Here is a 13,387-nt window from a genome sequence, read left to right as displayed (position 1 = left end):
GCCGGGCCGTCGGGGCAGGTCAGCGCGGTGCGCCCGGTTCCGGGCGGAGCAGCTCGGCGGCCGCCTCCAGCACCTCCACCACCGGCACGTCGGTGACGAACGAGTCCCGGTGCGGGCACTCGCCGTCGCCCGGCCGGTGCGGGTAGATGCCCGGGGTGCAGTCCACGCCGCAGACCGGGCAGTGCGTGGTCCAGGAGGCGATCGGCCGGTGCCGGGCGCGCAGCGGCGTCGCCCCGTTGATCAGGTTGCCCAGCCAGTAGATGCCGACCGTCGAGGTGCCGACCGCGCCGGCCAGGTGCAGCGGGCCGGTGTCGTTGGAGACGACCAGCTCACACCCGGCGTACGCGGCGGCCAGACCGCCGAGGCTGAGCGTGCCGACCTGCGGGCGGACCGGCACGCCGGCCGCCACGACCACCGCGTCGACCAGTTCCCGCTCGGCGGGGGTGCCGGTGACCAGCACCTCGTACCCATCGCCGTGCAGCGCCCGGGCCACCTCGCCGAAGCGATCGGCGGGCCAGCGCCGGCGGCTGTCGGTGGCCCCGGGGTGCAGCGCCACCCGGGGCCGGTCCGGCTCGCCGAGCACCGCCAGCGCCTCGGCCCGGTCCGCGTCGGTGACGGCCAGCGCGGGGATGACGGTGGTGGCCGGCGCGCCGACCAGGGCGACCACCTCCAGGTAGCGGATCACCTCGTGCTGGTAGTAGACGTACCGGATCCACCGGTCCAGCGGCGGCGCGTCCTCGGCGCGCAGCCCGGCGGTGACCCGGGCGCCGAGCCGGCTCATCAGCGGGTTCGAGTTCGCCCCGCCGCCGTGGACCTGCACCGCCAGGTCGATGCCCTCCTTGGCGGTCCGCTCCAGGAAGTCGTCCATGGAGGCGGGCGGCTCGTCCGGGCCGGGGTCGCGGATGCCGGGGGCCGGCGGGACGACCAGCACCCGGTCCACCGGGCCGGGCCGGTCGCGCCAGAGCTTCGCGTGCCACGGCGCGCCGAGCAGCACGATCTCCGCCTCCGGGTACGCGGCCCGCAGCGACTCCAGCGCGGGCAGCGCGAAGATGAAGTCGCCGAGCGCGTTGGCGCGCAGCACGGCGATGCGCCGCACGTCGGGCACGCGCTCACCGACCGGGCCGAGCAGGGACGAGGTGGCCACCCGAACGCTACAGGCGGTCGATCTCTTCGGCGGTGGTGTCCGGGTGGTGCATCTCCCGGTCCGCCGCCGGATCGGCGAGCCTGCCCGTACCAACGGCGGCCGGACCGCCGCGGTGGCCGGCGCGGCCGACGGTGATGGTGCGCGGCGCGGCCCGCTTCGCCCGCGGCAGGCGGACCCGCAGCAGGCCGTGGTCCATCACCGCGTCGATGGCGTCCGGGTCCACCCGGGACGGCAGGTCGATCCGATACTCGAAGCCGCGGGTCTCGAAGCCGCCCGGGATGCCGTGGTCGGCGTTGACCTCCGCCTCGGAGCGGGCGCGCACGCACAGCTCCCGCTCGTCCAGCTCGACGGCGACCTCCTCCGGCGCCACGCCGGGCAGCCGGACGACCGCCTCCCAACCGTCGGCGGTCTCGGTCAGCTGGACGTCCGACGTGCCACCCCGGCCGCCGACCAGCCGGCTCAGCTCCGACCGCAGCGACTGGAGCTCCCCCATCGGGTCCCAGCCCTGCTGCCGACCCCGCCAGACGCGGCCGAAACCGCCGGGCTGTTCCGTCATCGCACGTCTCCGATCCGCTGGGTGGCCGCCGGGGGCCGCAGTGAGCTGGGGGCGTCGAGGCCGGCCTCCCGGTCGACTCCGACGCCGAGCCGGTCGACCAGCTCGCCACCGAGCCAGGCGCTGACGCCGAGGATGGCCATACCGACCACCTCGATGGCGATCAGCGCGCCGCCGGCCGCCCGGGAGTCGGCGTTGAGCCGGACCGCCCAGACGGCGGCGAAGAGCAGGATGACCGCCACGTTCGCGGCGGCGTGGGTGAGCGCCACCCGCTTCGCACGGGTGCCGGCCGGGATGGCAAGCAGGTCGAACGTCCCGGCCGCGGCGGCCAGCAGGCCGCCGACCAGGCCGACCGTGATGTTCCAGTACGCCACCTCGCCGAGGAAGTCGGGGCCGCCGACGGTGTCGACGATGTCGAAGAGCGTGCCGACGACCAGGAGCGCCACCGGGAACATCACCAGCATCGGGTGCACGGGGTGCCCGAGCACCTTCAGACGGCTCTCCATGCTGGGCCTCCACTGCTCGGCTCGGGGGGCGCTGTGTGAGCCGGTACCCGCCGCTCCGGTGGGCAAACCTCGCGCTCGTCACGCCCGCCTAGGCTGACGGACGGCGGTCGGCGTCCGGCCGGGCCGCCACCGGGGTTCAACGCACGGGGGAGGCGGACGTGACGGTGGAGATCACCTCGCACGAGGAGCTGCGCGACCTGCTGGGGGCGGCGATGCCCCGGGCGGTCGCCAAGGAGCGCGTCGTACTGCACGAACGGGACCGGCAGTGGCTCGCCGCCTCGCCGTTCTGCCTGATCGCGACGGCGGGGGCGGACGGCAGCTGCGACGTCTCGCCCAAGGGCGACCCGGCCGGCTTCGCCAAGGTGCTGGACGAGACGACCCTGGCCATCCCGGAACGGCCGGGCAACCGGCGGGCCGACGGCTACCGCAACATCCTGGACAACCCGCACGTCGGCCTGATCTTCCTGATCCCGGGCCGGTCCGACACCCTGCGGATCAACGGCCGGGCACGGCTGCTGCGGGACGCCCCGTACTTCGACGACATGGTGGTCAAGGGGCACCGGCCGATCCTCGCGATCGAGGTCCAGGTCGAGCAGATCTTCTACCACTGTTCCAAGGCGTTCCTCCGCTCGGAGCTGTGGAAGCCGGAGACCTGGCAGCCGGACATGCTGCCGACCCGGGCCAGGCTGATCAAGGAGGTCGAGAACACCGCGGAGAGCCTGGCCGAGCTGGAGCGCCGCTACGGCCCGGAATACCTCAACTCGTTGTACGTGGGGTAGGAGCGGCCGTTCCACCGGGTCGTCAGTGGGGCGGCAGGCCGATGCGGAACCGTCGCTGACCGTCGGTCAGCTCGGGCCAGTCGTCGGGCTCGTCCCGGAACCACGCCGTCAGTCGGCAGAGTCGATACTGGGCAGCATGTCTGAGCTGGCACTGCCGATCCGTACCGAGCGACTGGTCCTCCGCCGGTACCGGGCCGACGACGTGGATGCCCTGCTCGCGTACTACAGCGACCCGCGCGTCGCCCGCTACATCCCGTGGGAGCCGTGGACGCGCGAGTTCGCCACCACGGTGGTCACCAAGCGGCTCACCAGCACAGGGATCACCGGGCCGGAGTCCCGTCTCGCCGTGGTGGTGGAGCACGAGGGCGCGGTCGTCGGCGATGTGATCCTGTGGCCGGCCGACGAGACACTGTCCCGCGGCGAGATGGGGTGGGCCTTCCACCCGGCGGTCTCCGGCCGCGGGTTCGCCACCGAGGCGGTTCGCGCGGTCATCGACGTGGCCTTCGCGCACTTCGGCATGCACCGCGTGATCGCTCATGTCGATGCCCGGAACGAGGCGTCGGCGCGGCTGTGCGAGCGGGTGGGCATGGTCCGGGAGGCACACCTGCGCCGGGACCACTGGACCAAGGGCGAGTGGACGGACACGCTGATCTACGGCCTGCTCGCCGAGCAATGGCAGGGTTAGCCAGGCCGGGCTGCGTCATGTCGCCTGATCCCGGCTAACCCGCCAGCCACCGGCGGGCGCCGTCCAATCCCTTCTCGTTCTCCTTGTTGCCGCTGATTCCGGTCAGGTCGCCGCCGGTCAGCCGGCGGGCGAAGTGGTCAGCCTGCACCGCCCAGCGGGAGCGCATCGTCGACAATCCGTGCTCTACCTCGGCCCGGATGAGTGTCCGGCTCGCCAGATACGCCTCGCCAGGGGCGTTCATCTTGGATGCCCCAGCCGGGATCGTGGCCGGTATGCGCCATGGCGCCAACGTGCCGGCCGCCAACCATTGCCCAAGTCAAAGGTGACCAGTTCCCTTCACTCACCACTGTGTCCCTTACCGACTTGATCAACAAGGTTGGAGATAGCGTGAAACGCACCGCCATCGCTGGCACACCCCCGACCAGCAGATCGTGGTACTCCCGGCTGTCCGCGTCCATCGGCACGGCGACCACCCTCGCCGTGCTGGTGGTTCCCTCCGTCGCCTCGGCGAGCACGACCGACCGGGCACCGGCGGCGACCCCGAGCACGGTGTCCACCGCCGGCGTACCGGCCGGCTTCGCTCCCACGTCCACCTCGTGGACCAGCGCCGCCGACGGCTGGGTGCTGGGCTTCGCGCCGTGCCGGGCCGGTTCATGCCCGACCCTGGTCAGCACGGCGGACGGCGCGCAGACCTGGCAGCAGCACACCGCCCCACGGGTGTCGTCCACACCTGACCAGACCAAGATCTACTTCGCCAACAAGCTCGACGGGTGGACCACCGACGGCCAGGTTCTCATGGCCACCCACGACGGTGCCGGCACGTGGCGGCGCGTGCGGCTGTCCGGCGCTGTCGGCTCGGTCAGCATCGCCAAGCTGGCGTCGACCGACCGGTACGCCTACGCGATCGTCACCTACGGAGTCGGAAGCACCAGGACCACCCAGCTCTACTCGTCGCCCCTCGGCGCGGACAACTGGCAGCCGGTGGCCGGCGTCGCGGTGCCTGGCAGCGGCGGGTGGGACATCGCCACCCACGGTTCGGCCGCCTACGTCGCCCTCGGCGTGATCCACACGTCCATCCGGATGTGGTCGGCGGCCGACGGCAGTGCCTGGACCGAGGTCCAGCCGGTCTGCTCGGCGTACGACGCGGTACGGCTCAGCAGCACTGAGCCCGATGACGTCGAGGGCATGTGCAGCTTCGGACCGGAGCGCGGCTACATGCACAAGCAGCTGGTCGAGTCGGTAGGCGGCTCGGCCCCCGTCGTGCTGGGGTACGCGCCCACCACGGGTATCACCACCGGGTTCGCGACGACCTCGGCCGGTAGCACGGTCGTGGCCGGCGTCGGTGCGGGCGCGAGCTGGCTGCACGCCAGCTTCGACAACGGCGCCACGTGGGAGACGCCCCTGGCGATCCCCGACGTGCAGCTCCCGATGCTCGACCTGGACTTCCAGGACGCCACGCACGGCGTGGTGGTCTGGGGTGGACCAGCATGGCCGGGAGCCGCGGTGTACCGCACCACCGACGGCGGTCACACGTGGAGCCAGCTCACGCTCTGACGTCAAGGCGGTCCGGGGACCGTTTCGGCCCCCGGACCGCACGGCCCCGCAAGATCGCTCCGCGCTGGCTACTGCCGGCGCTCGCTCCCGGCCCGGCTGGGCCGGTGCGCCCGGCCTGCTCGTTCACCCTGGAGAAGCGCCGGCCCGGCACTCACCACAGCCGGCCGGGGAAGCGCGTGGTGACCTCCTGGAGGAGCCAGCCATTGCCGTCCGGGTCGTTGAACGAGGCGAACGAGAAATAGCTCGCCCGGTCCGGAGCCAGCCCGGGGGCCCGTCCTTGGCCGTTCGCAAGGGGCAAGCCACCGCCTGCGGCGTGGAAGACCTCGCTCACGTCGACGCCCCGGCCGACCATCTCGGCGCGGGCCGCCTCGATGTCGTCCACGACCAGGCACAGGCCCTGCATGGAGCCGGGCGCGGCCGTGGTGAGGCTGGGGCCCAACATGATCGAGCAGTCCGACCTGGGCGGCGTCATCTGCGCCACCCGGCCCTCCCCCTCGCCGACGTCGATATCCTCCCGCCAACCCAGCGCCTTGTAGAAGTCCTTGGCCCGTCCCACGTCGGCGACGGGCAGCACGACAAATTCCAGCTTCATGTCCACGCTGTCGGCTCCTCTTCCTGCGCTGGCAGGCGACGTTCAACGCCCTGGTTCCTGTGCCCTTGGCTGGCCCTGCGCCCATCCTCAACCAGTCCTCGCCCAAAAAGCCCAGGAATCAACAAAAACGACGAGGGTACGCCAATGTGACAGCGCCGATGGCATGTTGGACAGGCGCCCAGCGCGGCGCCGGGCCTGCGTGAGAGCCCAGCCCGACGCTGGTCCGACACCTCACACCACTTCCTTGCCGTCCGCCGACCTCCTGCGGACTGGCTGCGGTGCCCGCGGCATCACGTCCCGTCGCGCGGCCCCCATCAGGGCCGCGTGTCGATCGGTGCCGCCCCGTGGCATGAGCCGACGGGCGTACAGAGTCGCCAGCCCCACCCAGACCCCGGCCACCCCGACAAGCACTGTCCCGAACGTAAGGGCGATCGGTACCCAGACCATCGGTGGCTTCAGGGACCAGAGGGCTATCGCACCGATGGTCAGACCGATCATGAGCGGCCCGAGGAGAAGGCAGCGGTAAGCGACGACCAACAGCCGATACGCCCACGTCGCTCGGATCCGCTCGACCGCCTTGTCGACCTCTGCCATGTCGGCGACCTCCCCGGAGTCGCCGTGACTGTACTGACGCCCCGCACTCCGCCCTACCGGATGAATGGGCACGGCCGGCTCGCCGGCACCAGGGATGGATTGCGGGGGCTACGCTGTGCCGCACTGCGACAGGGGGGTGGGTCGATGGGGCCTCAGCTGCGGCGCGTCGCGATGGTGCTGCTCGGCGCGGTGCTGCTGGGCACGGTCGGCCTGAGCGTCGGCTCCTGGTACGGCGGTCGCGGCACCCTACCGCTCAGCACCCCCGACCGGGCTCAGGGCGTGGCGGCGGAGCTGCTCCCTGGGGCCGAGCCAGCCGGCTCAACATACGTACGCGGCTATCGGTACGGCGTCTTCCTGGCTCCCGACGATTTCGGTTCCAGTCGCGCGGAATTCTGGTACGGCAGCCGCGCCGACTGCGGGCTCTCCGATCAGCTACGGCGCAACGCCGCAGCGCAGGGGTGGCAGGGCCTGCGTCGGGTGCCGGGCGACCCGTGCGACGGCTGGCAGGCCGAGCGGGAGGGACTGACAGTCACGCTCACCCACCGGACGTCCGGGTCGGCGCTGAGCGTCGCACCGGCCGCACCGGGCGGGTTCCTCGCCGCCACGGTCATTGGCACCTTCCTCGGCGCCGCCGCCGGCGCGGCGCTGTTCTGGCTGGCGGCGCGACGCCGTCCGCCCGTACCCCGACTGGTCGGCACGCTGGTGACGGTCGCCCTGCTCCCGGGCGTCGCTCTCACCTGGGCGGACCTGTTCACGGACGGGCTAGCCGAGCCGGTGTGGCCGATCTGGCGGTCGCTCGCTCCCCTGCTGGTGCCGCTGTCGTTTGTGCTCCTACTGGTGGGATTGATCGTCCTCGCGAGGCGACAGCGCTCGACCGCCCCCGTCACCGACGCGAGGGCTGGCGCGCAGGGAGCCAGCCCAAGTGCCAGCAGGGGCGGCTGACCGGCGGCGAGCCGCCCGTCGAGCCGGGCGCGGACCGGGACCCTTGCGTCCTGAGGGGCTGCGCTGGCGGTCACGCTCGCCTACTCGGCGAGCGGGTCGAGGCTGACCGTCGCACCGGCCGCGCCCGACAAGTTCCTCGCCGTCACCGAGCCGGTGTGGCCCATCTGGCCGGCGCTCGCTCCCGTGCTGGTGCCGCTGTGGCTCGTGCTCCTGCCGGTGGGCGTGTACGTCCTCCCGAGGCGACAGCACCGGACCGACCCCGCCACCGGATCTCCTGACCTGAGTGCTGAAGCGGGGACCGAGACACTGAAGCCTTCTCGCAACGGCACTCGGATCGCGGTGGTGGTGACTGTCGCGTGCGTCCTGACCCCCTTGGCGACGGCTGTCGCCCTACTCCTCCTATTCGCGCGAGCGCAGCCAGACCTTGCGGCTCCCGAGCCCGTTGTGTCGTGGCCGATCGAGGCGACGGCAAGTACCACTTCCAACACGTCTCCGACCGCCTCGGAGTCGGGAACCAGCCCAGGTGACCGCAGGGGTGGCTGAGCCCGCCACCTGCCGAGCCGGGCGCGGGTGATCTGCCCGGCTCGTCGTCGGTGACCGGCTCTTCGGGGACTCGTGCTCCCAGAGCGCGATGGCCTGGCCGGCTTCGGGGACAGCTCCTTCCGCATCGGCTGCCCCGGCTAGCCAGACCAGGCTACGGTCTTCGGGCCGGCGGCGGCCTCGGTCGGGCTGGCCAGAACTCACTCCGCACAACCAGCAAGACACGGCGGCGAGTCTGGCGGTGGCGGCGGGCGCCAACGCGGACCGGCACCCGGTTGACTATCCGATCGGAAAGAGGGTTTCGTGGCTGCGCGGGCATTGCCAGCAGGCAACGCCGTCGACGAGAGCCGCGGTAGGGGGATGGGCGTGGCCGGATAGACATCCGGGCCAGGTGGTGTTGCCCTCGTCGAACTCCTTTTCCTGCAACAGGTCGGCCAGCTCGACGACGGCATGCTCCAGGTCGCGGGTCGGACGCAGCGTTCCCAGGATGCTCTCCCGCGCTCGCCCCCGCCGGCCGAAGCGCACGTGTAGGGCGTCGAGGGCGTCCAGGTCCACGCCCAGCGGCCGCACGACGGCGCCGCGCCGGGCAAAGTCCTGCGCCACCCGGCGCACGGCGCGCTCGTAAGACTCCAGCCCACCGAGCACCAGCTCGTCGTGGTCGTCGGCATCCGGCATACGTCCAGGCTACGGCTGGCACCTCCGGTCGGCCCGCAGGGCAACGTCGCACGTGGGATCACGGTCGACGGTCCGCGCGTGGGATGATGGCATTTTCGCCATGTCCCGGAGATCAGTGCACGATCAGTGGTCGCACCGTGCACGGCGCTGAGGTTGCGACCCCGGGGGGTGCTGCGATGCAAGCGCAGCCGACATCGTCTCGGCCGTGGTGGACCTGCCTGTGCGTGCCGGGATACCTTCTCGCCGCTCATGCGGTCGTCGTTGTGGTGTTGGCGCTCAACTCGAACTGGCTCAGCGGGCTCTACATGTCGATCTACGTGCTGCCGGTCTTCCTGGGAGCCGCACCTGTGGCGTGGCTCACCCTTGCCATGACCCACCGCAGCCCCTGGTTCAAGCCTCGGTTGGACGCCTTCCTCGCGGCCGGGCTGGGCCTGCTCGTTTCTTCGCTTCTGCTGGGTGCCGCCGTGCTGTGGCCTAGGTGAAACCCGTCGGACCACTCGTACATCCGCCTGGTCGCGGTGCATCTCGATCAGGTCGACGTGGCTGATCCGAACGGCGACAGGCTCGGGCTCGATGGCCTGCACCGCGCGGATGTACGGCTCGGTCGGCCCGCCTGCCGTGCGTTCCCCCCGCTCGCTGGCTTGGCTGCTCGGTTGGCTACGTCCGGGGCACTATCCAGCTCACCGAGGTGGGATGCTCGGTGGGTGACCGGTCGATACGTCGTCTGGCTCGGGTTGGCGGTCGGGCTACTCGCTGGTTGTTCCGAGCCGCAGTACGCGCTACCTGATCGGAGCACGGCTGCCGTCCAGGCTGAGGAGGAGCGTCTCGCCGCACTCCTCCCCGGCGAGTTGATCAGCGGACCGGGTACGTGCAAGGTCCGACTGCTCGGGCAGGAAGGTTCCTCGTCGTTTGCCTGGGCCCGGTGCCAAGGTGCACCGGAGCCGGGGGTTGCCTCTGCTGTCTCCATGCCCGTGCGGATAGACGGCGACCGCGTAACGCAGCCTCTCGACGGAAGTGAATACGCCGCGAGCGTGAAGCGCATGTTTCCGGGGCGGCTGGCAGAAGCCGTTCTCGATGATCCCGACAAGCTGCATCCTTAGCGCCCGCCGGCCAACCTGTCTGGCGTTGATCTTCCACTACGTAAATTGCACGGCAAGCACGGCCAATGTCATGTCCGCCGACAGCTCTGCCCTTGACACTGTCAGCTTGGGAATCTTATGCGGCTCGCCCGAGTCGCCGCCGTTTGGGCTGGTGTGCGTCGCCAGGCACCTCCGCCGCAGTGCCTAGGTCACCTCTGCTGCTGCATCGCGGGCGGCTCGGGAACAGGCGGGCATGAGGTCGTGCCCGATCGAACGGTCAGAAGGGGCACCACGCCAGCCGCAGGGTGTCGTCGGGAAGACGGCCACCCGGCCTGCCGAGGCGCCCATCAAGCGCCTTCCGTCGGTATCGGCGTGGGCGCAGTGGCATGCAGGTCGAGGGCGTCGGCGCGACAGGTCAGGTCTGCCGCGACGCACCGCGGGCGGAGCCCGTCCCCAGATAGTCACTCATCCGCTGTTCGAAGGAGAACGTAGACGACCGGACGTGGTCGTCACCCACCTGGTAACTCACTTCGTCTAAATCCCGCCCTCTCGGCTTCGGCTTCCGTACAGAAGAAGTCTGACGTCAGAATGTCCACCCCATATCCGTCGTCGCCCGGTCGCTTGTAGGTGTAGGACGCCGCGAAGTCCCACGCCACTATGGGCTGTCCGCCACATTTAACCATGTAGAGCGGATATCTGGAATAGGGTGCCATAAAGGGGGTAAAAAGCGACACGAAATACAGGGCAACGGGGACAGCCGCTATCAACCACGCTTTGCGCACACGGGCACCCGACATCTCCGACTTGTCTCCGTTCTGTGCATCCCACAATCGGCAGCCCCGGAACTTTCCGACCGGGTGAACCTGATAGTCCTCTATGTGATTGACCACCTTCTCAACCAAAGAGGGTGCTCCTGCTGCACTACCCGGCGTTCATGACGGGCGTCGATGCTCCACGGATCCGGTCACGGGCCGGACTGAGGAGCCAGGAAGCCAACCAGGAGGTGGCGTGCTTCGCCAGGCCGTTCGATCCGGTTGGCCCCGAGGGCACCTTCGGTACCGCTCGATTCCTGAGCGACCACGAGATCGAGGCCCGCACCGAGGCAGGCGAGCCTCCGACGAAAGATCAGCGTGGAGAAGCAGCGCTCTCCGGCCGTGCTGCCATCACCCATGCACCGGCCAGTGCTCCGACAGCGGCGGCGTCAGCAATCACGCACCCCATGAGGGCGGCTGAGAGCTCGGGCTGAGGATCGAACAATAAGCCTTGGACGGTCACCCACCACACGAAAAGCGCGATGCCAACTGTCGTTGTTGCAAGTGGAGATAGCAGGTCGGGCGCGCGCAGCAGCCCAAGTGTGACCACGACAGCTATGGGCAGCGTCAGAGCGTAATAGGGCATATAGACCGAAAAGTTGACGGCAAATCGCCCACCAGCCTCTAGGTCGCCCCATGCCTGCTGATCGTGTGTCGAGAAGATCAGGCCGTAGCCCAGCGCCCCCCAAGCGACTGCCACCATGCAAGCGGCTAGTCCTCGCCACACACGTCGGACCGCGACGCTGGGCGTTGGCTCCTGCATGCGGGACACGCTAGCTGTTCGATCAATGCTTTGGACAGAGCGTGACTCTCAACATCACGCGCACGTGGCCCCAGAGATCGCGCGGGAAGCGGCTACCGCGGTTGGAGGGGGCGCTGTGGTCGGGTGAGTAGGTTGACTCTCGCTTGGCTGCTCGGCCTTCCGATGGCAAGCAGAAGGCCCAGGTCATGATCGGCAATCAAGTCGGTGACCTGGGCCTTCTTATGGGGCCGCCTGACGGAATCGAACCGTCGACCTACGCATTACGAGATCAAACTGCCCACCTCGGTCTACCTGCCCGAACCCGGCTTGGCCTGCGGAAACCCCTCTCGGTATCTCTCAGCGTCGGCGGTCGAGGGCCAACCTATTAGGGACTGGATGAGGACTGAGGGCCCCTGGACTGCTTCGCGGCCGGGACCGAGAGCCACCGGCGCCCGGCGGACGAGGTTCCGTACCGCAGGGGCTCCGGCATGCTGATGCTTATGGTCCAGAGGAACGGGACGCCGGAGCCGGCCGGATATGAACAGGCCATGCCAGATATTCAGGCGCGGGTGAAGAAGTATGAGGCAGCTCTTGCGAAGGTCCGCCTGACCCATAGTGGGTCGGTGGAAGAGGTGCGGGAGGCTCTCGCCGAGGCGTTCGAGGCCGAAGGCCTGACAGTCTGGAAGGAGGTAGCAGACGATGCGGCTCGGCTGATCGCAGGTGAGGACGAGCCTGGTCCAGCCGCAGGTTGATGTAGGAGGCCACTTGTACGGCCATCTGATCCGTAGATTCCCAAGACCATGTCGAGGCCGTCCGATTCCGTCCGCCTGGTCCTGGTCCTCAAGCGCTCGGCAACTCGATTGGTCCCCGCCCCGTCCGGTCCCGTCCGCCCCGATGGCTCCCATGCGTGGCTCCCAGACTGTCAGCTTCGGAATTGGACAAGATCGGTCGTCGTGCTGGGTAGCCGCTGGTCGGTCCGGTCCTGGGCGGCCTGGCTTGGCCCCTGGTGGCACCCGCTTGTGGCCCGTACAGCCAAGCGGCACCGCGGTGAGGATCAGTGCAGCATTCGGATGACGCCCGCGACGATGCCGACCAGAATCGGGAGCAGCGCCAGCGCAGCGAACAGGCGGACGAAAAAGCGACGCCTGGGTGTCCCGCCGCGACCCATCCGGCCGAGCATCCCCATCTGGGACTCGAAGAGGTAAGGGCTGGGGTGGTCGCTGGTCATGTACTCAAGCGGGTCATCGCCTCGCTGGGGGCCCTGCCGGTCTGCCATGACCACATAGTGCCGTGTCACACCTAGCGTGAAGAGCGGTGACGGAATCGAACCCGCACCGTCAGTTTGGAAGAGCGCGATCGACTGGTCGTGATGCCCGAAACGCCTGCGGCCGACTGCCGGCGCGGCTGCGCCTCGTGCCCTCTCGCAACCGCTGCGCCCCCCGGTTACTGGCCCGTGGATGGCCCGCGGCGGCCTTCGGCTTAGAAGAAGATCAGGGGATGGCTGGTCGCTTGGCTGTCCGCCAGCCTTAGCCGTAGGCAGCAACTTACGGAGCACGTCACGCGGCACCCTCAGGGACGCGCATCCGCCCCCTAATCCCGATCCAGCCCAAGCGGATCAGGGCGTGGATGACGACATTGATCAGCGCCGGCCAGATCACCGCCAACAGCGGTTGGAGTAGCCGGACTGCTCGCCCGTGCCCGACGATCCCGGCCGCGTCGCCGTCGAAATAGAACGGGTCGAGGGACCAAGGGAGGCCGAGCGCTGACAGAGCAAGCCAGGGGAAAACCGGAAGGGGATTAATGTCCGTCCCGACTCGGGTGGGGTCGGTGCTGGGAAAGTAAAGGACTAGGAAGAGGGCCGCTAGTACGGCAGCCGCCGTTTGAGATGTCGCTGGTGGGGGCCGGGTAGACGAGGTGCGGCCACCGGGTGATCGTCTGTCTGCTGTGGACATAACTTCAGATCTGGCGGTGGCCGCGTGTCACAGCGTAAACCCTGCCCGGTGGCGGCAGGTCCTGGCCGGGGTGTGCGATGCGTTCGCGGGACGCTTCGGGCGGGTCGAGCCGCGTCGCACGGCGGCGGCGTTCGTGACCGGGCTGCTTGCCGACATCGAGGTCAAGACGTGCTGGCAGTTGGCGGAGCAGGCAGGGCATGCCCGGCCTGATGCGATACAGCGACTGTTGTATCGGGCG

General features: G+C 69.7%; 16 protein-coding genes and 1 pseudogene. 7 read left to right on the top strand and 10 right to left on the bottom strand.

Annotation, left to right across the window (positions count from 1 at the left end):
- Positions 1-19: 19 nt before the first annotated feature.
- Genes M2302_RS25240 through M2302_RS25230 form a run of 3 tightly spaced genes read right to left on the bottom strand, consistent with a single transcriptional unit; the run spans position 20 to position 2,203 of the window.
- Positions 20-1,144 (bottom strand): glycosyltransferase family 9 protein, encoded by a 1,125-nt coding sequence (locus M2302_RS25240; protein ID WP_280840331.1) that lies wholly within the window; start codon positions 1,142-1,144, stop codon positions 20-22.
- Between the two features lie 7 nt (positions 1,145-1,151).
- The gene (locus M2302_RS25235) at positions 1,152-1,700 is read right to left on the bottom strand and encodes an Hsp20/alpha crystallin family protein (RefSeq protein WP_280840330.1); all 549 of its coding nucleotides are present in this window, start codon (positions 1,698-1,700) and stop codon (positions 1,152-1,154) included.
- On the bottom strand, positions 1,697-2,203 hold the full coding sequence (locus tag M2302_RS25230; protein ID WP_210776454.1) for a DUF2231 domain-containing protein: 507 nt from the start codon (positions 2,201-2,203) through the stop codon (positions 1,697-1,699). The genes M2302_RS25235 and M2302_RS25230 overlap by 4 nt, the downstream gene beginning before the upstream one ends.
- 158 nt (positions 2,204-2,361) lie before the next feature.
- On the opposite strand from M2302_RS25230, the gene M2302_RS25225 reads away from it, so the two are divergent.
- Both M2302_RS25225 and M2302_RS25220 read left to right on the top strand, forming a co-directional pair.
- Entirely contained in the window at positions 2,362-2,982 is a 621-nt protein-coding gene (locus M2302_RS25225) for a pyridoxamine 5'-phosphate oxidase family protein (protein WP_280840329.1), read from the top strand.
- Between the two features lie 136 nt (positions 2,983-3,118).
- Complete coding sequence (locus M2302_RS25220) at positions 3,119-3,667, top strand: GNAT family protein (RefSeq protein ID WP_280840328.1); 549 nt, start codon at positions 3,119-3,121, stop codon at positions 3,665-3,667.
- A 34-nt stretch (positions 3,668-3,701) separates the two neighbouring features.
- Here the strand turns inward: M2302_RS25220 and M2302_RS25215 are convergent, their stop codons facing one another.
- Entirely contained in the window at positions 3,702-3,908 is a 207-nt protein-coding gene (locus M2302_RS25215) for a hypothetical protein (protein ID WP_280840327.1), read from the bottom strand.
- A gap of 146 nt (positions 3,909-4,054) precedes the next feature.
- Between M2302_RS25215 and M2302_RS25210 the strand changes: the two genes are divergently transcribed.
- On the top strand, positions 4,055-5,221 hold the full coding sequence (locus tag M2302_RS25210) for a hypothetical protein (protein ID WP_280840326.1): 1,167 nt from the start codon (positions 4,055-4,057) through the stop codon (positions 5,219-5,221).
- A 151-nt stretch (positions 5,222-5,372) separates the two neighbouring features.
- Here M2302_RS25210 and M2302_RS25205 read toward each other — a convergent pair whose 3' ends face one another.
- Positions 5,373-5,813 carry a VOC family protein gene (locus tag M2302_RS25205; protein ID WP_280840383.1) on the bottom strand — a complete coding sequence of 147 codons (441 nt, stop codon included), beginning with the start codon at positions 5,811-5,813 and terminating at the stop codon, positions 5,373-5,375.
- Between the two features lie 231 nt (positions 5,814-6,044).
- Positions 6,045-6,407 carry a hypothetical protein gene (locus M2302_RS25200; protein ID WP_280840325.1) on the bottom strand — a complete coding sequence of 121 codons (363 nt, stop codon included), beginning with the start codon at positions 6,405-6,407 and terminating at the stop codon, positions 6,045-6,047.
- A 144-nt stretch (positions 6,408-6,551) separates the two neighbouring features.
- Here M2302_RS25200 and M2302_RS25195 point away from each other — a divergent pair, with 144 nt between their 5' ends.
- Complete coding sequence (locus tag M2302_RS25195) at positions 6,552-7,349, top strand: hypothetical protein (RefSeq protein ID WP_280840324.1); 798 nt, start codon at positions 6,552-6,554, stop codon at positions 7,347-7,349.
- An 819-nt stretch (positions 7,350-8,168) separates the two neighbouring features.
- On the opposite strand, the gene M2302_RS25190 is transcribed toward M2302_RS25195, so the two are convergent.
- On the bottom strand, positions 8,169-8,564 hold the full coding sequence (locus tag M2302_RS25190) for a hypothetical protein (RefSeq protein ID WP_280840323.1): 396 nt from the start codon (positions 8,562-8,564) through the stop codon (positions 8,169-8,171).
- Between the two features lie 176 nt (positions 8,565-8,740).
- Between M2302_RS25190 and M2302_RS25185 the strand changes: the two genes are divergently transcribed.
- A complete protein-coding gene (locus tag M2302_RS25185; RefSeq protein WP_280840322.1) occupies positions 8,741-9,046 on the top strand; it encodes a hypothetical protein in 306 nt (101 codons plus the stop codon).
- A gap of 1,106 nt (positions 9,047-10,152) precedes the next feature.
- On the opposite strand, the gene M2302_RS25180 is transcribed toward M2302_RS25185, so the two are convergent.
- Both M2302_RS25180 and M2302_RS25175 read right to left on the bottom strand, forming a co-directional pair.
- Entirely contained in the window at positions 10,153-10,545 is a 393-nt protein-coding gene (locus M2302_RS25180; protein ID WP_280840321.1) for a hypothetical protein, read from the bottom strand.
- 223 nt (positions 10,546-10,768) lie between these two features.
- On the bottom strand, positions 10,769-11,158 hold the full coding sequence (locus M2302_RS25175; protein WP_280840320.1) for a hypothetical protein: 390 nt from the start codon (positions 11,156-11,158) through the stop codon (positions 10,769-10,771).
- 527 nt (positions 11,159-11,685) lie between these two features.
- On the opposite strand from M2302_RS25175, the gene M2302_RS25170 reads away from it, so the two are divergent.
- Entirely contained in the window at positions 11,686-11,949 is a 264-nt protein-coding gene (locus M2302_RS25170; RefSeq protein ID WP_280840319.1) for a hypothetical protein, read from the top strand.
- 302 nt (positions 11,950-12,251) lie between these two features.
- On the opposite strand, the gene M2302_RS25165 is transcribed toward M2302_RS25170, so the two are convergent.
- A complete protein-coding gene (locus M2302_RS25165; RefSeq protein WP_280840318.1) occupies positions 12,252-12,473 on the bottom strand; it encodes a hypothetical protein in 222 nt (73 codons plus the stop codon).
- 737 nt (positions 12,474-13,210) lie between these two features.
- Between M2302_RS25165 and M2302_RS25160 the strand changes: the two are divergent.
- Positions 13,211-13,387: pseudogene (locus M2302_RS25160) on the top strand (IS701 family transposase); the annotation flags it as partial.

Origin of the sequence: Micromonospora sp. A200, assembly GCF_029893845.1 — a bacterium.
GTDB lineage: Bacteria > Actinomycetota > Actinomycetes > Mycobacteriales > Micromonosporaceae > Micromonospora > Micromonospora purpureochromogenes.
This window is presented reverse-complemented; position numbering and strand designations above follow the sequence as displayed.